Annotated in this window: 23 protein-coding genes; 12 read left to right on the top strand and 11 right to left on the bottom strand. The window is 60.5% G+C overall.

Going from position 1 to position 26,529, the window contains the following annotated elements:
* Positions 1 to 34: 34 nt before the first annotated feature.
* Positions 35 to 1,135, bottom strand: coding sequence for a glycine-betaine demethylase subunit GbcB (gbcB, locus tag WH299_RS07675; protein WP_028618224.1), 1,101 nt, complete (start codon positions 1,133 to 1,135; stop codon positions 35 to 37).
* Between the two features lie 280 nt (positions 1,136 to 1,415).
* On the opposite strand from gbcB, the gene gbcA reads away from it, so the two are divergent.
* The gene (gene gbcA / locus WH299_RS07670) at positions 1,416 to 2,711 is read left to right on the top strand and encodes a glycine-betaine demethylase subunit GbcA (RefSeq protein WP_068936255.1); all 1,296 of its coding nucleotides are present in this window, start codon (positions 1,416 to 1,418) and stop codon (positions 2,709 to 2,711) included.
* Positions 2,712 to 3,454: 743 nt separating this feature from the next.
* On the opposite strand, the gene etfB is transcribed toward gbcA, so the two are convergent.
* The 6 genes from etfB to WH299_RS07640 form a co-directional block, all read right to left on the bottom strand.
* Positions 3,455 to 4,225 carry an electron transfer flavoprotein subunit beta gene (etfB, locus tag WH299_RS07665; RefSeq protein WP_323622851.1) on the bottom strand — a complete coding sequence of 257 codons (771 nt, stop codon included), beginning with the start codon at positions 4,223 to 4,225 and terminating at the stop codon, positions 3,455 to 3,457.
* Positions 4,226 to 4,235: 10 nt separating this feature from the next.
* Entirely contained in the window at positions 4,236 to 5,456 is a 1,221-nt protein-coding gene (etfA, locus tag WH299_RS07660; RefSeq protein ID WP_339549964.1) for an electron transfer flavoprotein subunit alpha, read from the bottom strand.
* Complete coding sequence (gene dgcB, locus WH299_RS07655; protein ID WP_339549963.1) at positions 5,456 to 7,399, bottom strand: dimethylglycine demethylation protein DgcB; 1,944 nt, start codon at positions 7,397 to 7,399, stop codon at positions 5,456 to 5,458. Before dgcB ends, etfA begins: the two co-directional genes overlap by 1 nt.
* 170 nt (positions 7,400 to 7,569) lie before the next feature.
* Positions 7,570 to 9,630 (bottom strand): dimethylglycine demethylation protein DgcA, encoded by a 2,061-nt coding sequence (gene dgcA, locus WH299_RS07650; protein ID WP_016977794.1) that lies wholly within the window; start codon positions 9,628 to 9,630, stop codon positions 7,570 to 7,572.
* A 15-nt stretch (positions 9,631 to 9,645) separates the two neighbouring features.
* Positions 9,646 to 10,176, bottom strand: coding sequence for a DUF5943 domain-containing protein (locus WH299_RS07645; protein ID WP_033898043.1), 531 nt, complete (start codon positions 10,174 to 10,176; stop codon positions 9,646 to 9,648).
* Between the two features lie 77 nt (positions 10,177 to 10,253).
* The gene (locus tag WH299_RS07640) at positions 10,254 to 11,231 is read right to left on the bottom strand and encodes a dipeptidase (RefSeq protein WP_005792153.1); all 978 of its coding nucleotides are present in this window, start codon (positions 11,229 to 11,231) and stop codon (positions 10,254 to 10,256) included.
* A gap of 219 nt (positions 11,232 to 11,450) precedes the next feature.
* On the opposite strand from WH299_RS07640, the gene WH299_RS07635 reads away from it, so the two are divergent.
* Together WH299_RS07635 and WH299_RS07630 are read left to right on the top strand one after the other, a co-directional pair.
* Complete coding sequence (locus WH299_RS07635) at positions 11,451 to 11,852, top strand: lysozyme inhibitor LprI family protein (RefSeq protein WP_016977792.1); 402 nt, start codon at positions 11,451 to 11,453, stop codon at positions 11,850 to 11,852.
* A gap of 40 nt (positions 11,853 to 11,892) precedes the next feature.
* Positions 11,893 to 12,309: a DUF3010 family protein gene (locus WH299_RS07630; protein ID WP_126569534.1), complete on the top strand. Its 417-nt coding sequence runs from the start codon at positions 11,893 to 11,895 to the stop codon at positions 12,307 to 12,309.
* 99 nt (positions 12,310 to 12,408) lie between these two features.
* On the opposite strand, the gene WH299_RS07625 is transcribed toward WH299_RS07630, so the two are convergent.
* Together WH299_RS07625 and WH299_RS07620 are read right to left on the bottom strand one after the other, a co-directional pair.
* Positions 12,409 to 13,593, bottom strand: a complete 1,185-nt coding sequence (locus WH299_RS07625) for an AAA family ATPase (protein ID WP_323622854.1) — start codon at positions 13,591 to 13,593, stop codon at positions 12,409 to 12,411.
* A gap of 68 nt (positions 13,594 to 13,661) precedes the next feature.
* On the bottom strand, positions 13,662 to 14,606 hold the full coding sequence (locus tag WH299_RS07620) for a helix-turn-helix domain-containing protein (protein ID WP_164393849.1): 945 nt from the start codon (positions 14,604 to 14,606) through the stop codon (positions 13,662 to 13,664).
* Positions 14,607 to 14,799: 193 nt separating this feature from the next.
* Here WH299_RS07620 and WH299_RS07615 point away from each other — a divergent pair, with 193 nt between their 5' ends.
* The 6 genes from WH299_RS07615 (at position 14,800) to WH299_RS07590 (ending at position 19,946) form a co-directional block, all read left to right on the top strand.
* Positions 14,800 to 15,744, top strand: a complete 945-nt coding sequence (locus tag WH299_RS07615) for a choline ABC transporter substrate-binding protein (RefSeq protein WP_028618234.1) — start codon at positions 14,800 to 14,802, stop codon at positions 15,742 to 15,744.
* 73 nt (positions 15,745 to 15,817) lie between these two features.
* Positions 15,818 to 16,705 carry a 3-keto-5-aminohexanoate cleavage protein gene (locus WH299_RS07610; RefSeq protein WP_122729538.1) on the top strand — a complete coding sequence of 296 codons (888 nt, stop codon included), beginning with the start codon at positions 15,818 to 15,820 and terminating at the stop codon, positions 16,703 to 16,705.
* 30 nt (positions 16,706 to 16,735) lie between these two features.
* Positions 16,736 to 17,701 (top strand): L-carnitine dehydrogenase, encoded by a 966-nt coding sequence (locus WH299_RS07605; RefSeq protein ID WP_028618235.1) that lies wholly within the window; start codon positions 16,736 to 16,738, stop codon positions 17,699 to 17,701.
* A gap of 13 nt (positions 17,702 to 17,714) precedes the next feature.
* Positions 17,715 to 18,191, top strand: coding sequence for a thioesterase family protein (locus WH299_RS07600; protein WP_339549962.1), 477 nt, complete (start codon positions 17,715 to 17,717; stop codon positions 18,189 to 18,191).
* A gap of 27 nt (positions 18,192 to 18,218) precedes the next feature.
* The gene (locus tag WH299_RS07595) at positions 18,219 to 19,376 is read left to right on the top strand and encodes a gamma-butyrobetaine dioxygenase (protein ID WP_339549961.1); all 1,158 of its coding nucleotides are present in this window, start codon (positions 18,219 to 18,221) and stop codon (positions 19,374 to 19,376) included.
* Between the two features lie 306 nt (positions 19,377 to 19,682).
* Positions 19,683 to 19,946, top strand: coding sequence for a hypothetical protein (locus WH299_RS07590; RefSeq protein WP_028618238.1), 264 nt, complete (start codon positions 19,683 to 19,685; stop codon positions 19,944 to 19,946).
* Between the two features lie 95 nt (positions 19,947 to 20,041).
* On the opposite strand, the gene WH299_RS07585 is transcribed toward WH299_RS07590, so the two are convergent.
* Together WH299_RS07585 and WH299_RS07580 are read right to left on the bottom strand one after the other, a co-directional pair.
* A complete protein-coding gene (locus WH299_RS07585) occupies positions 20,042 to 21,145 on the bottom strand; it encodes a GlxA family transcriptional regulator (RefSeq protein ID WP_005792167.1) in 1,104 nt (367 codons plus the stop codon).
* A gap of 535 nt (positions 21,146 to 21,680) precedes the next feature.
* A complete protein-coding gene (locus tag WH299_RS07580; RefSeq protein ID WP_068931607.1) occupies positions 21,681 to 23,057 on the bottom strand; it encodes an L-serine ammonia-lyase in 1,377 nt (458 codons plus the stop codon).
* A 415-nt stretch (positions 23,058 to 23,472) separates the two neighbouring features.
* On the opposite strand from WH299_RS07580, the gene WH299_RS07575 reads away from it, so the two are divergent.
* The 3 genes from WH299_RS07575 (at position 23,473) to choV (ending at position 26,507) form a co-directional block, all read left to right on the top strand.
* Positions 23,473 to 24,420: a choline ABC transporter substrate-binding protein gene (locus tag WH299_RS07575; protein WP_339549960.1), complete on the top strand. Its 948-nt coding sequence runs from the start codon at positions 23,473 to 23,475 to the stop codon at positions 24,418 to 24,420.
* Positions 24,421 to 24,486: 66 nt separating this feature from the next.
* A complete protein-coding gene (gene choW / locus WH299_RS07570; protein ID WP_016972877.1) occupies positions 24,487 to 25,332 on the top strand; it encodes a choline ABC transporter permease subunit in 846 nt (281 codons plus the stop codon).
* Positions 25,329 to 26,507: a choline ABC transporter ATP-binding protein gene (gene choV, locus WH299_RS07565; protein WP_028618241.1), complete on the top strand. Its 1,179-nt coding sequence runs from the start codon at positions 25,329 to 25,331 to the stop codon at positions 26,505 to 26,507. The genes choW and choV overlap by 4 nt, the downstream gene beginning before the upstream one ends.
* The last annotated feature ends 22 nt before the right edge of the window (positions 26,508 to 26,529 follow it).

The following is a 26,529-nucleotide window of genomic DNA, read 5'->3' as shown; positions in this document are numbered from 1 at the left end:
TCGTTCCCACGCTCTGCGTGGGAACGATCATTGGTCAGAACTCGATGCGCACATCACCCTTCGGCACGCTGCAGCACGACAGGATGTAGCCTTCGGCTTCGTCTTCTTCCGTAATCCCGCCGTTGTGGTCCATCTCGACCTCGCCGCCCAGCTTCATCACCTTGCAGGTGCCGCAAATGCCCATGCCACAGGCTTTCGGGATCAACAGCCCAAGCTTGGCCGCCGCCGCATGCACGGTTTCACCAGGGGCGACACGAATGCTTTTACCCGATGCAATGAACTCCACCTGATGCAGATCCGCCAGGTCGATTTCCGGCGCGTCGGCGGCTTGTTCGGCTTGTTCGACCGCATCCGCACGGGCTTCCGGCGGCGTGGCGCCGAACGATTCCTCGTGGTAACGCGTCATGTCGAAACCCGCCACTTCCAGCAGGCGCTTCACCGCGTTCATGTACGGCGTAGGCCCGCAGCAGAACACTTCACGCTCCAGGAAGTCCGGCACCATCAGTTCGAGCATCTTGTGGTTCAGGTAACCGCGATAACCCGCCCATGGCTCACCCAAGCCGTGTTTCTCGCAGATCAGGTGCAGGCTGAAGTTATCGATCCGCGACGCCATGTGTTCCAGCTCACGGTGGTAGATGATGTCCTTGGGCGAACGGGCGCTGTGGATAAACGTCATGTCGACGTTGGCGTTGGTGTCGTAGAACCAGCGCGCCATGGACATGACTGGCGTTATCCCCACACCGCCGCTGAGATACAACACTTTCGGGCTTGGGAAGTCGATGGCATTGAACAAGCCCACCGGCCCGTGCACCGCCAGCTCTTGCCCTTCATGCAGGGTGTCGTGCAACCAGTTGGAAACCTTGCCGCCCGGCACGCGCTTGATGGTCACCGAGAAACTGTACGGCACCGACGGTGAGCTGGAAATGGTGTAGGAACGCATGATCGGCTGGCCTTCGATTTCCAGCTCCAGGGTGACAAATTGCCCCGGCTTGAAAAAAAACAGGATCGGTTGATCGGCCATGAAACAGAAGGTGCGCACGTCCCAGGTTTCCTGGATGACTTTGACGCAACGGACAATGTGCCGACCATTGGCCCAGGTCTGGGTGGTTACCGGATTCAGGAAATTATTGGACATGTTGTTCTCCACCGCCGACATCGGCCTTATGGTGGCGATTCTGCGTAACGCCAGAACCACCCATTTACCTATCTGCGACATTCACATACTTATCGCGACCAGCCCCCAACGACCTAGGGTTGCGCGTCGGGAACAGATTGGGCCATGTCGCCCATGGATAAGGTTCGGCGCATCGGCGGCCCCACACTCGCTCCCAACACAGACGCTTTCTTTACGCCTTGCTGCAAACCTGATTAGCCACTTATCTCGGCCACACAGAATGGCCATGAGGACACACACGATGGACGTCACCGCAACCTTAAGCTTGGGCGATCCGCTGGAACCCGCACGCAAGGCCACCGCGCAAATGCTGCAAGAGCGCGAGCGCACTTTCTCGCTGCCACAGCCGTTCTACTCTGATGAACGGCTGTTTGATATCGACATGCAGGAGATCTTCCAGAAAGAGTGGCTGATCGCCGGCATGACCTGCGAGATCCCCACCAAGGGCAACTATCTGACCCTGCAAGTAGGCAAGAACCCGATCATCGTGATCCGTGGCGCCGAAGGCGTCGTGCATGCCTTCCATAACGTGTGTCGTCACCGTGGTTCGCGCTTGTGCACCAGCGACAAGGGCAAGGTCGCCAAACTGGTCTGCCACTACCACCAGTGGACCTACGAACTGGACGGCCGACTGCTGTTCGCCGGCACCGAGATGGGCGCCGACTTCGACATGAAGCAGTACGGTTTGAAGCCGGTGAACGTAAAGACCGCTGGCGGCTACATCTTCATCAGCCTGGCGGAGAACCCGCCGGCCATCGATGATTTCCTGTCGACGCTGAACCATTACATGGAACCCTACGACATGGAGAACACCAAGGTGGCGATTACCACCACCTTGATGGAGAAAGCCAACTGGAAGCTGGTGCTGGAAAACAACCGCGAGTGCTACCACTGCAACGCGTCGCACCCGGAACTGTTGAAAACCCTGCTGGAATGGGACGACGTCACCGACCCGCGCGCCGACCAAGCGTTCAAGGATCACGTGGCCGCCTCCGCCGCCGCCTGGGATGCCGAGAAGATCCCGTACGCGCACGCCAGCTTCGGCTTGCGTAACCGCATCGTGCGCATGCCGCTGCTCAAGGGCACCGTGTCGATGACTCTGGACGGCAAGCAGGGCTGCGCCAAACTCATGGGCCGCATCAAGAACCCAGACCTGGGCTCGATGCGCATCCTGCACCTGCCCCACTCCTGGAACCACTGCATGGGCGATCACATCATCGTGTTCACCGTGTGGCCGATCAGCGCCCAGGAAACCATGGTCACCACTAAATGGCTGGTGCACAAGGACGCCGTGGAAGGTGTGGACTACGACGTCGAGCGCATGCGCCAAGTGTGGGACGCCACCAACGACCAGGACCGTCGCCTGGCCGAAGAGAACCAGCGCGGCATCAACTCCACCGCCTACCAGCCAGGTCCGTACTCCAAGACCTATGAGTTCGGCGTGGTGAACTTTGTGGATTGGTACAGCGAGCGCATGCTGAACAACTTGGGGGCGGCTCCAGCGCCGTACCTCAAAGGTGTTGCAGTTCACGAATAACCTTTTGATCTCCAGAGGGCTGGGTTGTACAAAAAACACCCAACCCTCTGATAACCCTTGATTCCCCTGCCCTCCAGCCTTTACCCAACAAGTTATCCACAAAGCCACCCACAGCAATTGTGGGCAAGTACGCTTCCCTCCTGAAATTAAGTGAAAAAAATCCGTGACTTAATCCAGTCAGTCGGTCTGGCCCAGCCTTGTTCATTTATTGATCAACTGAATAGAAGCCATGATTTACGTGGCCTGTAGCGGTACGCGAACACCTTATCCACAGAAGCACCAACAGACTTTGGGGGCAACTCGGAGAACGCTGTGGAAAACCACCTAAAACCTTCACAAAACGCGGTTTCCAGGGATTTCAGCCGGAAAAAAAACCAATTCGATCATATTTTGATCAATCCAGTGAAAGCCTTGATTAATAAGGGCTTCAGCGGAGAGCGAACATGTTATCCACAGAAGCGCCAACAGACTATGGGGGCAAGTCGGTCTGGAGAAATGCACAAGAGCAACGAAAAACCCAAGTAAAAACCGTCAGTTAGCCTGGTTGTTTTTCGTACAGAGGGCTGCAGGGCTTGATTCACAGGGGGTGTGGACAACCGCGAACAGGTTATCCACAGACGGGTCAACAGGGATTGTGGGTAAACCCTCTGTAGGAGCCGGCTTGCCGGCGATGACGGCGTGTCAGTCGAGACATCCATCGGCTGAACGATTGCTATCGCTGGCAAGCCAGCTCCTACGGGGGGTTAGCGTACGACGCCTTCCTCTACAAGCAGTTTGAGGATAGCTTCGGCGCCCGCTTCCGGACTGAGGCCCTTGAGCACTTGCCCACCGCCGCCACTGGCCTTGGCAGTGGCGGCTTTCATACGGTCGGCACCGCTCTTGGCCTTGATCACCTTGAGGCGTTTGGGCCTTGGTTTGGCCGGCTGGAGCACGGCGCCTGTGAGTAACTCGTCTTGTTCGATTTCGACTTCATGGGCCGCCAGCTCACCGCGCTGCGCCGGGCCGTAAGCGCTTTGCCGAGGCTTGGGCGCGGCGTTATCCACTGTCGCCAGGAACGGCAGGCGTACCTTCAGGCGCCGCCGCTGCCCGCGTGGCAAGGCTTGCAGCACATGGGCCACGCCGCCATCGATGGACTCGACCTGCGCCAGCCCGACAATCAGCGGCCAACCCAACTGCTCAGCCAGCAGGTACGGCAACATACCCGAACCTTCGCCGGTTTCGGCCTGGCTACCAGCGAGCACCACTTGGGCACCGGCGTCGCGCAGGTATTCACTGAGAACGGGCAAGGCATCGCTGCCCGCCGGTTGCTCCAGCACATGCAACTGCGGCAATCCCATGCCCAGGTAGCTACGCAGGGTCGGCTCATTGATGTTGCCGGCGTGCAACACTTGCAACTTATCCCCAGCCATTTGCAGGCCGAGTTCCACCGCACGCGCGTCTTGTTCGGCGCGGCGCGGGCGCCCGGAGGTCGGGTGGGCGCCGATGGATACCAGGCTGATGACATTCGTGTTCATGCTCATATCCTCAAGCCGCGTCGCGCTTGGCGCCGTTGCGGTAGGCCTCGACCGCAACGATCAAGGCTTGCAGAATCGCGGCGCTTTCGCCGATGACCGAGAGATCGGCCCGCTTGATCATGTCGCAACCAGGGTCGAGGTTGATCGCTACTACCTTGTCGCAGGCACCGATGCCTTGCAGGTGCTGGATCGCCCCGGAAATACCCACGGCCACGTAGACCCGCGCCGTGACCCAGGTGCCGCTGGCGCCGACTTGGCGATCACGCGCCATGAAGCCATCGTCCACCGCCACCCGCGAGGCGCCTTCGGTGGCGCCCAGGGCCGCCGCGGTCTGGTGGAACAAGGCCCAGTCCTTCACGCCGTTGCCGCCGGAGAAAATGAATTCCGCTTCGGCCATGGGAATCGCCGCCGGATCCACCGCCACCGCACCGAGGTCTTCGATGCGTGGCAGGCTGCGCGCCAGGGCTGTGGATAACTCCACGGGGAGCACTTCGTGACGGGTTTCACTGACGGGATCGGCACATTCAACGGCCGCCAGAATCAGGCGTGGCAGCGCACGGGCCAAGTCTTCCTGGCCTGCACCGGCGCGGCCGATGCACTCGTCGCCCTTGATCTGCCAAACCCGCGTAGCCGGGCGCTCCTTGAGGCTGGCGGCAAACCGTCGGCCCAGTTCGCCGCCACCGCTGCGGCTATCGGGCAGCAACCAGTGGCGCGGGTTGAACTGGTTATCCACCGCACGCAAACCCTGCACGCGTTGTTCCGGTGAATAACCGTCGAATTCGTGGCCGTCCATCACCAGCAGGCGGTCGACGCCTGCGGTGGCAAACGCATTTTCCTTGTGTTCGCCAAACACCACCGCCAGCACCGCGCCGTCGCTGCCAGCCAGTTGCCGGGCCAGGCCGAGCAAGTCGCGGTCGTGGCTGCTCAAGCGACCACCGACCATGTCCGGCACCACGTTGATGTAGAACGCAGGCGCCGCCACCTGATGCAGTGGCAACTGCACTTCCACGGCCGCGGTACGCTTGGCCGCGCCACCCTGCTGGGCGCCACTGCGGTCGATGCGCTTGATGCCATTGGGGCCGATGAAGCCGACGCCATGGACGTTCTTGCGGATGACCCCGTTAGGTCCCATCCAGCTGTGTTGCACCGGTTGCATCGCTGCGTGCAGCGGGTGCAGGCGGTTGCGGGCGATCCATTCGGCCCGTGGGTCGCGGCGGATAATGTCGCTCATTAATGCACCTCCGCAGGTTCACGCTTGATGGGAGCTTTGGTGGGCACTGCATCTTCAAGTAATGCGTCGGCCACCAGCTCGGCAATATCCTTGATCAACGGGCGCGGCTCGACTACGCCTTCCAGCATCGCCGTGCATTGCGGGCAACCCACGGCCACCAGCTCGGCGCCGGTTTCGCGGATGTCGTCCATGCGCATGTCCGGGATCCGTTGCTTACCGGGAATGTCGGTAATCGGCGCACCGCCACCCCCACCGCAGCAGCGTGAGCGGAAGCCCGAGCGTTGCATCTCCTTGACCTCGATGCCCAAGGCCCGCAGCACTTGGCGCGGCGCCTCGTATTCGCCGTTGTAGCGGCCCAGGTAGCACGGGTCGTGATAGGTCACACTGTTGCCTTTGTGCTGGCCCAGGTTCAGTGCGCCTTCGCCGATCAACTCGGCCATGAACGTACTGTGGTGCTGCACCAGATAGTTACCATTGAAGGCGCCGTATTCGTTTTTCAGCACATGGAAGCTGTGCGGATCGCAGGTGACGATACGCTTGAAGCTGTATTTGGCCAGGGTCTGGATATTGCGCGAAGCCAGCAACTGGAACGTCGCTTCGTCGCCCAGACGACGGGCCACGTCGCCGCTGTCACGCTCTTCCAGGCCCAGCACGGCAAAGTCGACCTTGGCGGCTTTGAGCACTTTGACGAAGGCACGCAGGGTACGTTGGTTACGCATGTCGAAGGCACCGTCGCCGACCCAGAACAGCACCTCGCAGCTGCCTTTTTCGCTGAGCAGCGGCAGGTTCAGGTCTGCCGCCCAGTTCAGGCGACCACCCGGTGCGAAACCGCCGGGGTTGTCGGTGGCGATCAGGTTCTCCAGCACTTCGGCGCCCTTGTTTGGCGTGGCGCCTTTTTCCAGGGTGAGGTGGCGGCGCATATCGACGATGGCGTCCACGTGCTCGATCATCATCGGGCACTCTTCCACGCAGGCGCGGCAGGTGGTGCACGACCACAGGGTCTCGGCGTCCACCAGGCCGTTGACGATGGGCTGGTGCGGGCTGCCGCTGTGTTCGCCGATCGGTTTGCCTGGATAGGGGCTGCCGGCGAACTTGGCATCCGTGCCGCCGGCCAGGCCAACGACCATATCCTGGATCAGTTTTTTCGGGTTCAGTGGCTGGCCGGCGGCGAACGCCGGGCACGCGGCTTCGCACTTGCCGCACTGCACGCAGGCGTCGAAACCGAGCAGTTGGTTCCAGGTGAAATCCTTGGGTTTTTCCACGCCCAACGGCGCGGTTTTATCGCTGAGGTCCAGCGGCTTCAACCCGGTGGAACGGCCACCGCCAAAGCGCTCGGCGCGACGGTGCCAAGCCAGGTGCAAGGCACCGGCGAAGGCGTGTTTCATCGGGCCGCCCCAGGTCATGCCGAAGAACATCTCGGACACGCCCCACAGCACACCAACACCCAGCAACGCGGCCAGCAGCCAACCGCCGAAATCAGCCGGCAGGATGCCAGCCACCGGCAGCGTCACCAGGAAGAAGCTCACCGAGAACGCCATCAGGCTTTTCGGCAGGCGCATCCATGGGCCTTTCGACAGGCGCGACGGCGGATTGCGCCGACGCAGGTACACGAATGTGGCACCGACAAACATCAGCACCGAGGCCAGTAGCAAGGCATAACCGAGGATGCGGTTATGCAGGCCAAAGCCGTGCACCAGGATCGCCAACAGCGCCGACAACACAAAACCCAGCGCGGTAGCGACGTGGGTGTTGGCGATGTATTTGTCGCGGGCAACCACGTGGTGCAGGTCGACCATGTAGCGCTTGGGCATGGCCAGCAGGCCGCCCAGCAGGTCGACCTTGGACGCGCGGCCACGGCGCCACATGTTCACCCGGCGCAAGGCGCCGAGGACAGCAAGGCCCAGGGCGGCAAACAAGAGAATAGGCAGCAAGGTGTTCAACATGGTGAAGCTCCCACAGACCACACAGGTCTACTGTGAAACTGGCGCTGAATGTGGGAGGGGGCTTGCCCCCGATAGCAGTGGGTCAGCTACAGCTGTATCAACTGACACTCCGCCATCGGGGGCAAGCCCCCTCCCACATTTTGACCGAGTACACATTGGTTCAAGGTGGCTCAGAAATCCTTGCACAAGCGCAGGGCGTCATAGATCGCAGCGTGGGTATTACGCTGCGCCACACAGTCACCAATGCGGAACAGCAAGTACCCATCACCCGCCTCGCTCAGGCACGGCTGCGGCTTGATCGCGAACAAGGCTTCGACGTCGATCTGGCCCTTGTTGCGCGAGCCTTCCTTGAGTGCGTAGTAGATGGCTTCGTCCGGGCGCACGCCGTTCTCGACGACCACCTGGTCCACCACCCGCTCCTCTTTGGCGCCGGTGTATTCGTTTTCCAGCACCGCCACCAGCTTGTCGCCTTCGCGGTAGACCTTTTCCAGCATCATGTCGCCGGTCATGATCACTTCCTTCGGGTACATGCTGCGGTAGTAGGTCGGGAACGACGTACCGCCAATGGCTACGCCCGGCTTGATGTCGTCGGTGACGATTTCGACCTGGCTGCCTTTGTCCGCGAGGAAATCCGCCACCGACATGCCGGTGAATTCGCAGATGGTGTCGTACACCAGCACGTTCTTGCCCGGCGCGACTTTGCCGTCGAGCACGTCCCAACTGCTCACCACCAAGCCTTCGGCTGCGCCCCAGTGTTCGTTCTGTTCCACGTTCGGATGTCCGCCCACCGCCAGCACCACCACGTCCGGACGTACGTCCAGGATAGTGTCGGCATCGGCGGCCACGCCCAGGCGCAGGTCGACCTTCAACCGCGCCAGTTCCAGTTGGTACCAGCGGGTGATACCGGCAATCTGGTCACGTTGCGGCGCCTTGGACGCCGTGGTGATCTGCCCACCAATAAACTCTTTCTTCTCGAACAGGGTCACGTCGTGACCACGCTCGGCGGCCACGCGCGCAGCCTCCATCCCGGCCGGGCCGGCACCGACCACCACAACCTTGCGTTTGACGCCGGTGGTTTTTTCGATGATGTGCGGCACACCCATGTATTCACGGGAGGTCGCGGCGTTCTGGATGCACAACACATCCAGGCCCTGGTACTGGCGATCGATGCAATAGTTGGCGCCGACGCACTGCTTGATTTGGTCGATCTGGCCCATCTTGATCTTGGCGATCAGGTGCGGGTCGGCGATGTGCGCACGGGTCATGCCGACCATGTCCACATAGCCGCCCTCGAGGATGCGCGTGGCCTGGTTCGGGTCCTTGATGTTCTGCGCGTGCAGCACCGGAACCTTGACCACTTCCTTGATGCCGGCTGCCAAGTGCAGGAACGGCTCCGGTGGATAACTCATGTTGGGGATCACGTTGGCCAGGGTGTTGTGCGTGTCGCAACCCGAGCCCACCACGCCGATGAAATCCAGCATGCCGGTGTCGTCGTAATACTTGGCGATCTGCTTCATGTCTTCATGGGACAGGCCGTCCGGGTGGAACTCGTCACCGCACAGGCGCATGCCTACGCAGAAGTCGTCACCGACCTCGGCGCGTACGGCTTTCAATACTTCCAGGCCGAACTTCATGCGGCCTTCGAAGGTGCCGCCCCACTCGTCAGTACGCTTGTTAACCCGCGGGCTCCAGAACTGGTCGATCATGTGCTGGTGCACAGCGGACAACTCAACACCGTCCAGGCCGCCGGCCTTGGCGCGTTTGGCGGCGCTGGCGTAGTTGCCGATCACGCGCCAGATTTCTTCCGGCTCGATGGTCTTGCAAGTGGCACGGTGCACCGGCTCACGTACGCCGGACGGCGACATCAGGGTCGGCCAGTTGAAGCCGTCCCAACGCGAGCGACGGCCCATGTGGGTAATCTGGATCATGATCTTGGCGCCATGCTTGTGCATGGCGTCGGCCAGGTTTTGGAAGTGCGGGATGATGCGGTCGGTGGACAGGTTGACCGAACTCCACCATTCCTGCGGGCTGTCGATAGCCACAACAGAGGAACCGCCGCAGATCGCCAGGCCGATACCGCCCTTGGCTTTCTCTTCGTAGTACTTCACATAGCGGTCAGTGGTCATCCCGCCGTCGGTCGCGTAGACCTCGGCGTGGGCGGTGCTGAGCACGCGGTTGCGGATGGTCAGTTTGCCGATCTGGATCGGCTGGAACATTGCTTCGAAAGCCATGGCACGGTCCTCGGCTTACAACGGCTTGACGGTAAACAGGCCGTCATCGTGGCCCTCTTCGGAGCCTCCGTAGACTTGTTCGGCGACAGTGCGGATCTGGCTGCCGCGGGCTTGCAGAATCTGGTCCATGGCGCCGGCAAACCAGCCAGTGAACATGTAGTCCACTTTGCGCCCGACCTTGCCGTACACGTACACAAACGCGGAGTGTTCCAGCTTGACGCTGCAGGTGCCCTTGTCGAGGTCGATGTCCTGGATCTTGAACAAGCCCCAGCCGCGTTGCGACAGGCGCTTCATGTAGTGCTCAAACACCGCGACGCCTTCCAGGCCGTGGCATTCAGCTTCTTTTTCACACCAGTGCCAAGCGGACTTGTAGCCAGCCTTGTAGAGGATTTCGGCGTAGGCATCGGCGCCCAGCACTTCTTCGATACCGATGTGGTTGTTGACGAAGAAATGGCGCGGCACGTACAGCATGGGCAGGGCGTCGGAGGTCCAGACACCGGTTTCGCTGTCGACTTCGATAGGCAATTGCGGGGCGATCTTGGCCATGGAAACTTAACTCCAGAAAAATTCTTGTTAATGCCCCCGGCGCGAACGGCCGGGGGAAAAGATGCGTTGGCGGTGGCTTATTCGCCCCAGACGTCTTTCAAGACGTTGACCCAGTTTTCGCCCATGATCTTGCGTACCACGCGCTCGGGGTGGCCGCGCTTGAGCAGGGTCTCGGTGAGATTGGGGAACTCGCCCACGGTGCGGATGCCCAGCGGGTTGATGATCTTGCCGAAGCTGGTCAGGCGGCGGGCATAGCCCTTGTCATGGGTCAGCATTTCGAAGAAATCCTGGCCATGGCCCTGGGTGAAGTCGGTGCCGATGCCGATGGCGTCTTCGCCGACGATGTTCATGGTGTATTCGATGGCTTCGGCATAGTCGTCGATGGTCGAATCGATGCCCTTGGCCAGGAACGGCGCGAACATGGTCACGCCGACAAAACCACCGTGGTCGGCGATGAACTTCAGCTCTTCATCGGACTTGTTGCGCGGGTGCTCTTTAAGGCCGGACGGCAGGCAGTGGGAGTAGCACACTGGCTTTTTCGATTCGAGGATGACTTCTTCGGAAGTCTTGGAGCCGACGTGGGACAGGTCGCACATGATGCCGACGCGGTTCATCTCAGCAACGATTTCACGGCCGAAACCCGACAGGCCGCCATCACGCTCGTAGCAACCGGTGCCGACCAGGTTCTGGGTGTTGTAGCACATCTGCACCACACCGACGCCGAGCTGCTTGAAGATCTCGACATAGCCGAGCTGGTCTTCAAAGGCGTGGGCGTTCTGGAAGCCGAAGATGATGCCGGTCTTGCCTTGTTCCTTGGCACGGCGGATGTCGGCGGTGGTTTTCACCGGGATCACCAGGTCGCTGTTTTCACGGATCAGGGTCTGGCTGGCCACGATATTGTTGATGGTGGCCTGGAACCCTTCCCACACCGACACGGTGCAGTTAGCGGCAGTGAGACCGCCTTTGCGCATGTCCTCGAACAGGTCGCGGTTCCACTTGGCAATAATCAGCCCGTCGATAACGATGCTGTCGGCGTGCAATTCGGCTGGGCTCATCAGGCGTCCCCTTATTGGCGATTCATGCGCCGAATCGTCTGCCGGCGCTTTGGGGCCAGCATATGCCCAGGGGCCGACAGAGCCGGGTGCAAAAACGACAGGGGAATTGCCGAAAGCGTCAATCCACGACAAAGGCTGGTATGAGAGGTCTGACTGGCGGCTGTTCTTTGTCTTACGCTTGAGCCAGAATTCCCGCATCACCTGATATGAGACGGCGCAATGAAATCGATTTTCCTGGCTTTGGCACTCATCGCAACCGGCGTCCACGCCGCCGAAGACACCGACAGCACGCCGTGCGATGGCATCGAAAACGACAAGCAAACCCTGGAATGCGCCTCCTATAACAAAACCACCGCCGAGCAATTGCTCAAGGATAACTATCAGGGCCTGCTGGAACGCATGGCTTCGACCTACGGCAGCGACAAGACCAAGCTGGCGGACATTACCGCTCGTCTGAAGGATGCCCAGCAGAAGTGGGAAAAGTTACGCGATGCCGACTGCGCCGTGGACACCTTCCCGGCAGTGAACGGCACCAAGGCGTATGCGATTGCGCAGAATGATTGTCTGGCACGGATGAGCGATGAGCGGTCGGAGTTTTTGGAGTCGATCGGGCAGGAATAAACGACAATCACCGCCACTTTTCTCTGAACCAAGGCTATTCATGACTATTTGCGGCATCGAAATCAAAGGCAGCGAAGCCATCATCGCGGTCGCCCTCCTGGACAATCAGGCGTTGAGCCATGTCGCCCTGGCGACCAAGAAGATCGCACTTGAAGACGACGATGAGGCCGCCAACGTCAAAGCCTTCGCCGCTCAAGTGAAAACGTTCGTACAGGAAAACGGCATCACCCGTATCGCCATCAAGAAGCGCAGCAAAAAAGGCGAGTTTGCCGGCGGCCCGACGACGTTCAAGATTGAAGGGGTGTTTCAGTTGCTGGACGGTGTTGAAGTGACGCTGCTGTCGCCGCAGACCATTAATGCGCAGAACAAGAAGCACAATTTTGATCTGCCCGCGACGCTGAACAAGTACCAACACGAAGCCTACAAAGCAGCGTGCTCGGCCCTGTTAAAGAAATAAGCCACACACAACCCTTGTAGGAGCCGGCTTGCCGGCGATAGCGGTGTGTCAGCCAATAGATACAGGGCTGACTGGACGCCATCGCCGGCAAGCCGGCTCCTACGGTGTTGTGGCGTTTTTGCGTTTTTGCCGCAACCAGTCACCAAAGGTCTTGTCTTCTAGGGCATACCCTCCCCGGCTCGACTTCCACACCAGTTCCTTGTCACGCAGGGCATCGATGCAAGCCTGAATCGTCTGGGTACCTGGCACCATATCGCTGCCCATCTCTTCCAGCGCTTTGCTGACCGCCGTGAGCGTACTGTCGGTAAACGGCGCGAACGGTTCGTTGTTCTGTGAGCGCTCCACCATCACTTCCAGCACCGCACGCTGGGGAATGGTGAGGGCGTTCCAGGCACTTTCGAACTCGGTCCAAACGCCGGCGCGCAACAGTTCGGCGCGGCTGTGCAGCAGTTGACCCAAATTGCTCGCCTCGCCCAACTCCAGCGCCACTTCTCCAATGATGGTACGAAGCATCTCGGGGCGACGGCCAACCAGCTCAAAAGCCTCATCAATATCGTCCGCGCTGAATTGGTTGGTTTTCGCCAAGTGCGCATTGAGGTGCGCGGTATAGGCTTGTGTGAACGCCTTACCCAGCAGCGGAAACGGCGTGATGCTGGAGCCGAAGAATGGCTGGCTTTTGCCCAGAACCAAATGGGCCAGCTTGTCGCGATTGGAGCCGGTGAACACCAGATGCAAACCGCTGCCGTCCTCGTCACGCCCCTGGTTGAGCTGATCCCGGGCGGCCTTCAGCGCAAACATCGCATTGATGCCTGAATCGCTGGTCAACGCGTGCTGCGCTTCGTCAATCACCAGGACCACGGGTTTTTCCGCCGCGTGATGGAGCAACTCCAAGGCCTGGGTCAACGTCGCGCCGACGGGCAATTGAGGCTTGCTGAAGTCCCAGGACAACGTGCGCAGAAAGCTCAGTTTCTCGATCCCAAGGTTCTTGGCGAGCTTGCGAATGCCCTTTTCATAGGGAACCAGCGCTGCGGCGATGGCGCTGGCAATCAACTCTGCGGGGTCTTTTTCTTTGTCAGCCCACAGATCGACGTACACCGCCAGCCACCCTCGAAGCTGACACTCCGGGATCAGGTCTTCGCGCAAAAAAGTACTTTTGCCCGTGCGACGCGGCGCCGCGAGAAACAGGCCAGAGGTGAAATCCTGGATACCGGCCCCCACCAGACCATCGGCAATACTGCTTGCCAGCGTGGGACGGCGGAATACAAAGCCGCTGTGCTTGGACATGGTTTTACACTCAATTATGGAAATGACTATAAATTATAGTCATGAGTATAATTGACTATAATTGGCCGTCAAACAACCTCTCGTCGCCGATCCTCCCGTGGACACTTGGCAAACCGCGCCCGATAACTGCGGGTGAAATACGACGGAGATTCAAACCCGCACGCAATACTCACTTCCAGCACGCTCATACCGCTTTGACGTAAGAGCTGCCGGGCTTTTTCCAGGCGCAGGCCAAGGTAGAAGTTGCTGGGGGTGTCGTTCAGGTGCAGACGGAACAGGCGCTCCAGTTGGCGACGCGTCACTTTGATCGCCTCGGCCAGGGCCAATGTGCTCAGGGGCGGCTCAGTGTGCTGCTCCATCTCGCCGATCACCTGCACCAGCTTCTTGTTGTTGATGCCGTAGCGCGTGGCGATCTGCATGCGCTGGTGGTCTTTGCGTGGGCGGATGCGGCCGAGCACGAATTGTTCGGAGACCTGGATCGCCAGTTCGGGGCCGTGGGACTGGGCGATCAGGTCGAGCATCAGGTCGATCGAGGCCGTACCGCCGGCGCAGGTGATACGGCGGCGGTCGATCTCGAACAGTTCCTGGGTCACGGTGAGCTGTGGATAAGATTCCTTGAAGGCGTCGATGGCTTCCCAGTGCAGGGTCAGGCGGTGGCCGTCGAGCAGGCCCGCTTCGGCGAGGACGCAGGCGCCGGTGTCAATGGCGCCGAGGGTCACGCCATCATGGTCGAGGCGGCGCAGCCAGTGTTCCAACGCGGGGGTGGCGAATTGCAGCGGTTCGAAGCCGGCCACCACCAGCAAGGTCGCGCCTTTCTTCAGCGGTTCCAACGCGGCATCGGCGTTGACCGACATGCCATTGCTCGCCAGCACCGCGCCGCCATCGGCACTCAACACATGCCAGCGGTACAGCTCGCCACGAAAGCGATTGGCCACCCGCAACGGTTCCAGCGCGGAGATAAAGCCGATGGCCGAGAAGCCCGGCATCAGCAGGAAGTAGAAATCCTGGGACATGGTGGCGCTCTCGTAGGACGGGCAGCGTGGCACTGTGATACTCCCGTTCTCGGGTGGATTCAAGGGGGCAGGTCGCTGCAGTGCAAGAGCTGGTCGCCGCCGTGCGTTTTGTCGCCCCCAAAGCTACGTAACTTGGCTCCACGGTGCACAAAGACACCGGCCCCCACAATAACGACCTGCCGAGGGATCCACCATGAACCGACTGATCAGCCGCTGTGTGCTTGCACTCAGCGCCAGCGCCATCTTGAGCACGAACGTACTGGCTGCCGACGCGGCATCCTGCCAGAACGTGCGCATGGGCGTGGTGAACTGGACCGACGTAATCGCCACCAGCGCCATGACTCAAGTGTTGCTCGACGGCCTCGGCTACAAGACCAAACAGACCAGCGCCTCCCAGCAAATCATCTTCGCCGGCATCCGCGACCAGCGCCTGGACTTGTTCCTGGGTTACTGGAACCCGCTGATGACCCAGACCATCACGCCGTTCGTCGACGCCAAGCAAGTCAAAGTCCTCGACAAGCCCAGCCTGGAAGACGCACGCGCCACCCTCGCCGTGCCGACTTACCTGGCAGACAAAGGCCTGAAAACCTTCGCGGACATCGCCAAGTTCGAGAAAGAACTGGGCGGCAAGATCTACGGCATCGAGCCAGGCTCGGGCGCCAACACCCAAATCAAGGCGATGATCGCCAAGAACCAGTTCGGCCTGGGCAAGTTCCAACTGGTGGAATCCAGTGAAGCCGGCATGCTCGCCGCCGTCGACCGGGCGGTGCGCCGCAAGGAAGCCGTGGTGTTCTTTGGTTGGGCGCCGCACCCGATGAACGTCAACGTCGCCATGACCTACCTGACCGGCAGCGACGACGCCCTGGGCCCGAACGAAGGCATGGCCACCGTGTGGAGCGTCACCGCGCCGAACTACGCCGAGCAATGCCCGAACGTGCACAAACTGCTGACCAACCTCACCTTCACCGCCGCCGACGAGAGCCGGATGATGCAGCCGTTGCTGGATCACAAGGACGCCATCGAGTCCGCCAAGCAGTGGCTCAAGGATCACCCGCAAGACCAGGCGCGCTGGCTGGAAGGTGTGACAACCTTCGACGGCAAGCCGGCCGCGGCCAACCTGCAACTGACCAGCAAATAACTTTTTCTGAACCACCGTTTCGCAGCTCAACCGGGCTGCGAACGGCACCACCACGCCTGTAAGGAACCGCCTAATGAACCACGACGTCATCATCACCTGCGCACTCACCGGTGCTGGCGACACGACCAGCCGCAGCCCACACGTGCCGGTCACCCCCAAACAAATCGCCGCCGCCGCCGTGGAAGCTGCCAAGGCCGGCGCCACCGTTGTGCACTGCCATGTGCGCGACCCTGAAACCGGCAAGTTCAGCCGCGACGTCGCCCTGTACCGCGAAGTGATGGAGCGCATCCGTGAGGCTGACATCGACATCATCGTCAACCTCACCGCCGGCATGGGCGGTGATCTGGAGATCGGTGGCGGCGAGAACCCGATGGCGTTCGGCCCCAACACCGACCTGGTCGGCCCGTTGACCCGCCTGGCTCACGTCGAAGAGTTGCTGCCAGAAATCTGCACACTGGACTGCGGCACGCTGAACTTTGGCGATGGCGACACTATTTACGTCTCCACCCCGGCGCAACTGCGGGCCGGCGCCAAGCGCATCCAGGAACTGGGCGTGAAGGCCGAGCTGGAAATCTTCGACACCGGTCACTTGTGGTTCGCCAAGCAGATGATCAAGGAAGGCCTGCTCGACGACCCGCTGTTCCAACTGTGCCTGGGCATCCCATGGGGCGCGCCGGCGGACACCACCACCATGAAAGCCATGGTCGACAACCTGCCAGCCGACGCGGTGTGGGCCGGCTTCGGCATCGGCCGCATGCAAATGCCAATGGCGGCACAAGCGGTGCTGCTGGGCGGCAACGTGCGGGTCGGCCTGGAAGACAACCTGTGGCTGGACAAAGGCGTGCTCGCCACCAACGGCCAGTTGGTGGAACGGGCGAGCGAAATCCTCAGCCGCCTGGGTGCACGGGTCATGACCCCGGCCGAAGGCCGAATCAAGATGGGTTTGACCAAACGCGGTTGATCGCTGCCACCACTATTTTAGGAATTTGCCATGAGCTTTATCACCGAAATCAAAACCTTCGCCGCCCTGGGCAGCGGTGTCATCGGCAGCGGCTGGGTGTCCCGCGCCCTGGCCCATGGCCTGGATGTAATCGCCTGGGACCCGGCGCCCGGTGCCGAAGCCGCACTGCGCAAACGTGTCGCCAACGCCTGGGGCGCCTTGGAAAAGCAAGGCCTGGCGCCGGGTGCGTCCCAGGACCGCCTGCGCTTTGTCGCCACCATTGAAGAGTGTGTGAAAGACGCCGACTTCATCCAGGAAAGCGCCCCGGAACGCCTGGAGCTGAAACTCGACCTGCACAGCAAGATCAGTGCTGCGGCCAAGCCGAATGCGTTGATTGGGTCGAGCACGTCCGGCCTGTTGCCGAGCGAGTTCTACGAGGGCTCGACCCACCCTGAGCGGTGCGTGGTCGGCCATCCGTTCAACCCGGTTTACCTGTTGCCGCTGGTGGAAGTGGTCGGCGGCAAGAACACCGCGCCGGAAGCCGTTCAAGCCGCGATCAAGGTGTACGAATCCCTCGGCATGCGACCCCTGCATGTGCGCAAGGAGGTCCCAGGCTTTATCGCTGACCGTCTGCTCGAAGCGCTGTGGCGTGAAGCCCTGCATCTGGTCAATGACGGCGTGGCCACCACCGGCGAAATCGACGACGCGATCCGCTTTGGCGCGGGCCTGCGCTGGTCGTTCATGGGTACCTTCTTGACCTACACCCTGGCCGGCGGCGACGCCGGCATGCGCCACTTCATGGCGCAGTTCGGCCCGGCACTGCAATTGCCGTGGACCTACCTGCCGGCGCCGGAGCTGACCGACAAGCTGATCGACGATGTAGTCGACGGCACCAGCGATCAACTGGGCAAACACAGCATTTCGGCGCTGGAGCGCTATCGTGATGACTGCCTGCTGGCGGTGCTGGAGGCGGTGAAAACCACCAAGGCCAAGCACGGCATGACCTTCGCCGAATAACGGAACCCCTGACATGCCCGCACTCACCACCTACACCACCCAGGTCCACCCCGACTGGGTGGACTACAACGGCCACCTGCGCGACGCGTTCTATCTGCTGATCTTCAGCTACGCCACCGACGCGCTGATGGACACCCTGGGCCTGGACAGCGAAAACCGTGAAACCAGCGGCCATTCACTGTTCACCCTGGAGCTGCACCTCAACTACCTGCACGAAGTGAAACTCGGTGCCGACGTGGAGGTGCATACCCAACTGATCGCCTTTGATGCCAAGCGCCTGCACCTCTATCACAGCCTGCATTTAGTGGGAGATGAAAAGGAGCTGGCGGGCAACGAGCAGATGCTGCTGCACGTTGATCTGGCGGGCCCGAATTCGGCGCCGTTCACCGAGGCCACGTTGGAAAAACTCACGGCTATCAGTGCGGAGCAGGCCGACCTGCCGCGCCCCGCACTGCTTGGCCGAGTGATTGGACTGCCGCTGAAAAAATAGCCACCCAAAAAATAATAAGGAGCCACCATGCAAACCGCCGCTGTCGCCGATTTCCGTACCTACCCGAAGATCTGCGACATCGCGGACGTGCGGGTGCTGGAAGATCAAATCCTTGTGCATTGGGCCGACGGGCGGGTCAGCCCGTTCCATCATCAATGGCTGCGAGACAACTGCCCCTGTGCAGAATGCGTGTACAGCGTGACCCGTGAACAAGTGCTGGAGATTGTCGACATAGATGCCGATCTCAGGGCTGCCTCGGCACGTCTTGACCAAGGCAACCTGTTGTTGGCATGGAGCGGCGGCCACCGCAGTCAGTACGATCCCGGCTGGTTGCGGGCCCATGCCTACGACGATGAATCCCGTGCCGAACGCCGTGCGGCAAAGCCCCAATCGCAGCTGTGGGACAGTCGCTTCGAACTGCCGGCGTTCGAATACAAGGCCGTCATGGAAGACCCGAACGCGCTACTGCAATGGTTGCTGGCGCTGCGCGATTCAGGCCTGACGCAAATCCGAGGCGTCCCAACCGAGCCCGGCTCCCTGGCGCTGATCGCCAAGCGCATATCCTTCATCCGCGAGAGCAACTTCGGCGTGCTGTTCAATGTGCAATCCAAGGCCGATGCCGACAGCAATGCCTACACCGCGTTCAACCTGCCCTTGCACACTGATCTGCCCACGCGGGAGCTGCAACCGGGCCTGCAATTCCTGCACTGCCTGGTGAACGATGCCAGCGGTGGCGAGAGCATTTTCGTCGATGGATTTGCCATCGCCCATGCGTTGCGCACAGAAGACCCCAAAGCGTTTCGCGCGCTGTGTGAAATACCCGTGGAGTTTCGCAACAAGGACCGTCACAGCGACTATCGCCGCCTGGCGCCGATCATTGCGCTGGATGCGTTGGGGGAGGTGGCGGAGATTCGCATGGCTAACTTTTTGCGTGGGCCGTTCGAGGCCAGTGTGGAGCAGATGCCCTTGCTGTATCGGGCGTATCGGCGGTTTATTGCGATGACGCGGGAGGATCGCTTTAGGCTGGTCAAGCGCCTGAACCCGGGTGAGTTGTGGTGCTTCGACAACCGCCGCACCTTGCATGCGCGCAATGCTTTTGATCCCACTTCGGGGGCGCGGCATTTTCAGGGGTGCTATATCGACCGGGATGAATTGCTCTCGCGCATCCTGGTGTTGCAGCGCTAGACCGTGGCGCGGCTATTGCCGGCGATGGCGTCCGTGTAATCAGCACAAATCCCAGGCAAAAAAAGCCCCGATCCAGCCGTGACTGGATCGGGGCAGAGTGCCTTGTGTGAGCGTGACATCCTGAGGGTGACCAAACCTTCAAGCTGAGTGCCTGAGTTCAGTGTGCCCATTAATGCGTTCGGTAAACGGCCCGAAAACGACATGCTCATAGCCATCTGAGGCATTCGTGCAATCGGCCCTTGCCGACCGCTTGGGTGGCTACCAGAATCCAGTTCGAGCCCCGTTCCCTTCACCAGGATAAACGTCATGATGCATGCGGATTTGATTGACCAGGATGACCTGCTGGGCCAACTGCGCTCACTGGGTTTCGAAGTGTCCAGCGGCGCCACCGCCGAACAGGCCTGCGAGTGCGCCGTACGCGGTTTGAGCCCGGCGCGGGCCAAGGCCCTCAAGGGCATGGTTGAGCAGATGTACACCGGCAGTGCGACGATTCTGCCGGCCGTGAGGCAGGCAATCGACAAACAGCTGTTGCCGGCATTGGTGCAGTTCAAACAGAACTCCGGCGCCTGATAAAGCGCCATCGCAGGCAAGCCAGCTCCCACATTTGAATGTATTCACAGATCAAAATGTGGGAGCTGGCTTGCCTGCGATGAAGCCCCCTCGGTTTAGAGCCTTACGCTGGCAAACGTCGATTCATTACGCGCCTGACTCAACGCCGACATCGGCCCCGACAACGGTGACAACACCAGCGCCTGCGGGATTGGCATCATCGCCACTTGCTGGGTGGTGTTGGAGCCCACACGCTCATCCCGTGGCGGAATGCCGAAGTATTCGCGGTAGCACTTGGAGAAATGCGGTGTGGAGACAAACCCGCACACCGACGCCACTTCGATGATCGACATCGGCGTTTGCTTGAGCAACTGCCGTGCACGGATCAGGCGCAGCTTGAGGTAGTAACGCGACGGCGAACAATGCAGGTATTTCTGGAACAGGCGCTCCAACTGGCGACGCGACACGGCGACGTACACCGCCAGTTCGTCCAGGTCGATCGGCTCTTCCAGGTTGGCTTCCATCAGCGCGACGATTTCCTGCAGCTTCGGCTGGTTGGTGCCGAGCATGTGCTTGAGCGGCACACGCTGGTGATCCTGTTCGTTGCGGATGCGTTCGTACACGAACATCTCGGAGATCGCGGCCGACAGTTCACGGCCGTGGTCGCGGCTGATCAGGTGCAGCATCATGTCCAGTGGCGCGGTGCCGCCGGAGCTGGTGAAGCGGTTGCGGTCGAGGGTGAACAGGCGTGTGCTCATGGCCACGCGGGGGAAGGCTTCCTGCATCGAGGCCAGGCATTCCCAGTGCACGCTGCAATCAAACCCATCGAGCAAACCGGCGCAGGCCAAGGCCCAACTGCCGGTGCACACCGCGCCAAGGCGACGGGACTGACGCGCCTGGCTTTGCAGCCACGACACATGTTCACGGGTAACGGTACGTTGGATACCCACGCCGCCGCACACGATTACGGTGTCCAGGGCCGGGGCTTTGTGCATGGAAGCATCGGGGGTGATTTGCAGACCGTCGCTGGCCCACACCTGGTTTCCGTCGACGCTCAAGGTCGTCCAGCGATACAGCTCGCGGCCGGAAAGCTGGTTGGCCATGCGCAGGGGTTCGACTGCGGAGGCCAGGGAAATCAGCGTGAAATTGTCCAGCAGCAAAAAGCCGATGGATTGAGGCGCACGGTTCTGGGGTTGGGCCCCGGAGTTGAACGACGTCATCGCGGTATCTCCTCACACAAAGCGGGTGATGGCCTCAGGCGAGGCTCTTGTTATTGCGCTCTTCATCCAGCGAGGAGAGAGGCTTTGAATTGATAGAGCAAATGCCATGCCTAAAATTGAATGGCCATCCAATAACTCCTAAAAACGACCTGATGACGCGTCTAGATAAGCCCGCGCCGCGAGTACGGATATAGCTGAAATCAGCCGTAGGAATGAGTCTGCCCACGGGGCGTGAGCAGATCGGTAGCACTTGTGGGAAGGCGCTTTGCGGGTATGGGAAAAGTCTGTCACCCCAAGCACGGGTGACAGCGGGTCGGGCGGGAAATCGTTCGGTAGCTACTTATCTGTTTGCGACGCGCTAAAAGGTGGCGCTTTTGCATCCGGGTGTTCACTTTATGCGCAATGTTGTCTGGACTACCGTAGTCGCGAGCAAGCCCGCTCCCACACTTGACCGCGTTCTCATGTTGGAACTCGATCAAATGTGGGAGCGGCGGTGCGACGATTCGACTTGCTCGCGAATACAGGCGACGCGGTCTCAACATTCAACAGCGCTGACCGCCAACCCACCCCGCGATGTCTCTTTGTATTTGTCATGCATATCCGCCCCGGTATCGCGCATGGTGCGAATCACCCGGTCCAGGGAGATAAAGTGCTGGCCATCGCCACGCAGCGCCATTTGCGCCGCGTTGATCGCCTTCACTGCCGCAATTGCATTGCGCTCGATGCACGGCACTTGCACCAGCCCACCCACCGGGTCGCAGGTAAGGCCCAAGTTGTGTTCCAAGCCGATTTCGGCGGCGTTGCACAGCTGTTCCGGCGTGGCGCCAAGGATCTCGGCCAAACCAGCAGCCGCCATCGCGCAGGCCGAACCCACTTCACCCTGACAACCGACTTCGGCACCGGAGATCGAGGCGTTCTTCTTGCACAGGATCCCCACCGCCGCCGCACCCAGCAGGTAGTCGACCACATTGGCTTCGGTGACTTCCTCGCTGAACTTCATGAAGTAGTGCAACACCGCCGGGATAATCCCCGCCGCGCCGTTGGTGGGTGCGGTGACCATGCGTCCACCGGCGGCGTTTTCCTCGTTGACTGCCAGGGCGAACAGGTTGACCCATTCCATGGCGCTCAAGGTCGAACCGATCACGTTCGGCTTACCCAACTCTTGCAGGCTGCGATGCAACTTGGCGGCGCGGCGGCGCACGTTCAGGCCGCCAGGCAGAATGCCTTCGTGCTTGAGGCCCTGCTCCACGCAATCCTGCATGGCGCGCCAGAGTTTCATCAGGCCGCTGCGGATTTCTTCTTCGGAGCGCCAGGTTTTTTCGTTAGCCAGCATCAACTCGGCGACGCGCAGGTTGTGGGTCTTGCACAACTGCAGCAGCTCCACCGCGCTGGAAAAGTCGTAAGGCAACTCGGTACGGTCCATATCGGCCACGCCGCTTTGCGCCTGGGCTTCATCCACTACAAAACCGCCGCCTACTGAATAGTAGGTATCGCGGTGCAGTTCACCCTTGTCACCGAACACCACCAGTGTCATGGCGTTGGGGTGGAACGGCAGGTTTTCGTCGAGCAGGCGCATGTCCCGCGCCCAGACGAAGGGCACCGGCAGGTGCCCGTCCAGCAGCAACGTGTCGGTCTCGCGCAGGGTGTGAATGCGCAGGCCGATTTGCGACGGATCGATCGCGTCCGGCCATTCGCCCATCAGGCCCATGATGGTCGCGGTATCGCTGCCGTGGCCGATGCCGGTGGCGGACAAGGAGCCGTAGAGCTGAACTTCGACGCGCCGCACTTGTTCCAACAGTTCACGTTCACGCAAGCCTTGAACGAACAACGCCGCGGCGCGCATGGGGCCGACGGTGTGAGAACTCGAAGGCCCGATGCCGATCTTGAACAGGTCGAAAACACTGATAGCCATTAACGTGGAACTCCGCAGGTGAACAGGCCGGACACCAACGAGCTGCTACGCTCAGATCGCCCAGATGGCGGCATCATCAAGCTTTTACTTGCCGTCACGGCGTCTCACACCGACGCACTCATGCTCACAAGCGTCGCTACCGTGCGATCACCTGTTTTGGCCGTTTTTAGCGGTGCAGATGGGCAAAACCTGCAGTTTTGCCGCTGGAAAAATCTGTAAGCGACGTCACCGACACTGGATACGACCATCCCTGTACTGGATACGACGCCCCCTGTAGGCGTCAGATTTTCACTGGTACATGATCAGTCTCGACTCGTTTGCAAGGCACCGTGCCAGAGCTGTTGTCGCACGCACCAACCGCAACACTTATAAAGCGCGGCGAATGCCGCCAGAAAAAACACAGGAGTCTACCCAGATGAAAGGTTCACCCTCGTTGTTGTTGGCCGCCATGCTGAGTCTGCCAGTCATGGCGCACGCCGCAGAACCGGCACAATGTCAGACCGTCAACTTCTCCGATGTCGGCTGGACCGACATCACCGTCACCACCGCGACCACCAGCGAGATCCTCAAGGGCCTGGGCTACAAGCCGCGCACCACGATGATTTCGGTACCAGTGACCTACAAGTCCCTGGCCGACGGCAAGAACATGGACATCTTCCTCGGCAACTGGATGCCGACCATGGAAAACGACATCAAGCAGTACCGTGATGCCGGCACCGTGGAAACCGTGCGCGCCAACCTGGAGAACGCCAAGTACACCCTGGCCGTCCCGGAAGCGCTGTACAACAAGGGCCTCAAGGACTTCGCCGACATCGCCAAATTCAAGGATGAGCTGGGCAGCAAGATCTACGGCATCGAGCCCGGCAATGACGGCAACCGCACCATCCAGACCCTGATCGACAAAGACGCCTTCGGCCTGAAAACCGCCGGCTTCAAAGTCGTCGAATCCAGCGAAGCCGGCATGCTCTCCCAGGTCGAACGCGCCACCAAGCGCGACCAGGCCATCGTGTTCCTCGGCTGGGAACCGCACCCGATGAACACCCGCTTCAAGATGAAGTACCTGACCGGCGGGGACGACTCGTTCGGCCCCAACTACGGCCAGGCCACCATCTACACCAACACCCGCAAGGGCTACACCGAGGAATGCAGCAACGTGGGCCAGTTGCTGAAAAACCTGGTGTTCACCCTGAACATGGAAAGCACCCTGATGGGTAACGTCCTGGACGACAAACAAAAGCCTGACGCCGCCGCCAAGGCCTGGCTGAAAGCCAACCCACAAGTCCTCGACACCTGGCTCGCCGGTGTCACTACCGTAGATGGCAAACCAGGACTCGACGCCGTTAAAGCCTACCTCGCCAAGTAATGTTGTCCCCGGGGCGGTGCGCTGCCCCGGGATGTTTTCCCTCTTCGCATGTGGACATTCACTACCATGCTGACTGAACAGAAAATCCCACTAGGCCAGTACATCGCTGCCTTCGTCGAATGGTTGACCCAACACGGCGCCAACTACTTCGACGCAATCGCATCGACTCTGGAAACGATGATCCACGGCGTGACGTTCGCGCTGACCTGGTTCAATCCGCTGGCATTGATCGGTCTGATTGCGCTGCTGGCTCACTTTATCCAACGTAAATGGGGACTGACTGTTTTTGTCATCGCCTCCTTCCTGCTGATCCTCAACCTGGGGTACTGGCAGGAAACCATGGAGACCCTGGCGCAAGTGCTGTTCGCCACCCTGGTCTGCGTGGTCATCGGTGTGCCGCTGGGCATTGTTGCCGCGCACAAACCGTTGTTCTACACCATGATGCGGCCGGTGCTCGATCTGATGCAGACCGTACCGACCTTCGTCTACCTCATCCCTACCCTGACCCTCTTCGGGCTGGGTGTGGTGCCTGGGCTGATTTCCACGGTGGTGTTCGCGATTGCCGCGCCGATCCGTCTGACCTACCTGGGTATCCGTGATGTACCGCAAGAGTTGATGGACGCCGGCAAGGCCTTTGGCTGCTCGCGCCGTCAGTTGCTCTCGCGCATTGAACTGCCCCACGCCATGCCGAGCATTGCCGCCGGCATTACCCAATGCATCATGCTGTCGTTGTCGATGGTGGTGATCGCGGCCCTGGTGGGCGCCGACGGCCTCGGCAAACCCGTGGTCAACGCACTCAACACCGCCGACATCGCCCTGGGCTTTGAAGCCGGTCTGGCGATCGTGCTGCTGGCCATCATGCTCGACCGCATCTGCAAACAACCCGACGCTAAAGTAGGGGGTGATGCATGAGCATTATCCGATTCGACAAGGTCGACGTGATCTTTTCAAAAGACCCACGCGAGGCGCTCAAGCTGCTGGACCAGGGCATGAGCCGTAACGAGATCCTGAAAAAGACCGGGCAGATTGTCGGCGTTGAAAAAGCCAGCCTGGATATCGAGAAAGGCGAAATCTGCGTGCTGATGGGCCTGTCGGGCTCCGGCAAATCCAGCTTGTTGCGCTGCATCAATGGCCTCAACACCGTCAGCCGTGGGCAACTGTTCGTGGAACATGAAGGTCGCCAGATCGACATCGCTTCCTGCACACCTGCCGAGCTGAAAATGATGCGCACCAAACGCATCGCCATGGTGTTCCAGAAATTCGCCCTGATGCCTTGGCTGACGGTGCGCGAAAACATCAGCTTCGGCCTGGAAATGCAGGGCCGTCCGGAGAAAGACCGGCGCAAGCTGGTGGACGAAAAGCTCGAGCTGGTAGGCCTGACCCAATGGCGCAACAAGAAGCCGGACGAACTCTCCGGCGGCATGCAACAGCGCGTCGGCCTGGCCCGCGCGTTGGCAATGGACGCCGACATCCTGCTGATGGACGAACCCTTCTCCGCCCTCGACCCGCTGATCCGCCAAGGCCTGCAGGACGAGTTGCTGGAACTGCAACGCAAGCTGAGCAAGACCATCGTGTTCGTGAGCCACGACCTCGACGAGGCGCTCAAACTGGGCAGCCGCATCGCGATCATGAAAGACGGCAAGATCATCCAGTACAGCGTGCCGGAAGAGATCGTGCTGAACCCGGCGGACGACTATGTGCGCACCTTCGTCGCGCATACCAACCCGCTGAACGTGCTGTGCGGGCGCAGCCTGATGCGCACCCTGGACAACTGCAAGCGCGTCAACGGTTCGGTGTGCCTGGACCCGGGCGGCGACTCGTGGCTGGACCTGGCCGAAGGCAACACCATCAAGGGCGCCCGCCAGAATGGCGCGGTGATGAATTTGCAGAACTGGGCACCGGGACAAGCGGTGGAAGGTTTGGGCCGAGTACCGACGCTGGTGGATTCGAATATCGGCATGCGTGACGCGTTGCAGATTCGTTATCACACCGGGAACAAGCTGGTGTTGCATGACAACAACCAGGTGGTGGGGATCTTGGGCGACAGTGAGCTTTACCATGCCCTGCTAGGCAAGAACCTCGGCTGACAGATACCGCAAACGCAACTGA

Origin of the sequence: Pseudomonas sp. MYb541 (assembly GCF_037479595.1) — a bacterium.
In the GTDB taxonomy this organism is placed as follows: domain Bacteria; phylum Pseudomonadota; class Gammaproteobacteria; order Pseudomonadales; family Pseudomonadaceae; genus Aquipseudomonas; species Aquipseudomonas canadensis.
This window is presented reverse-complemented; position numbering and strand designations above follow the sequence as displayed.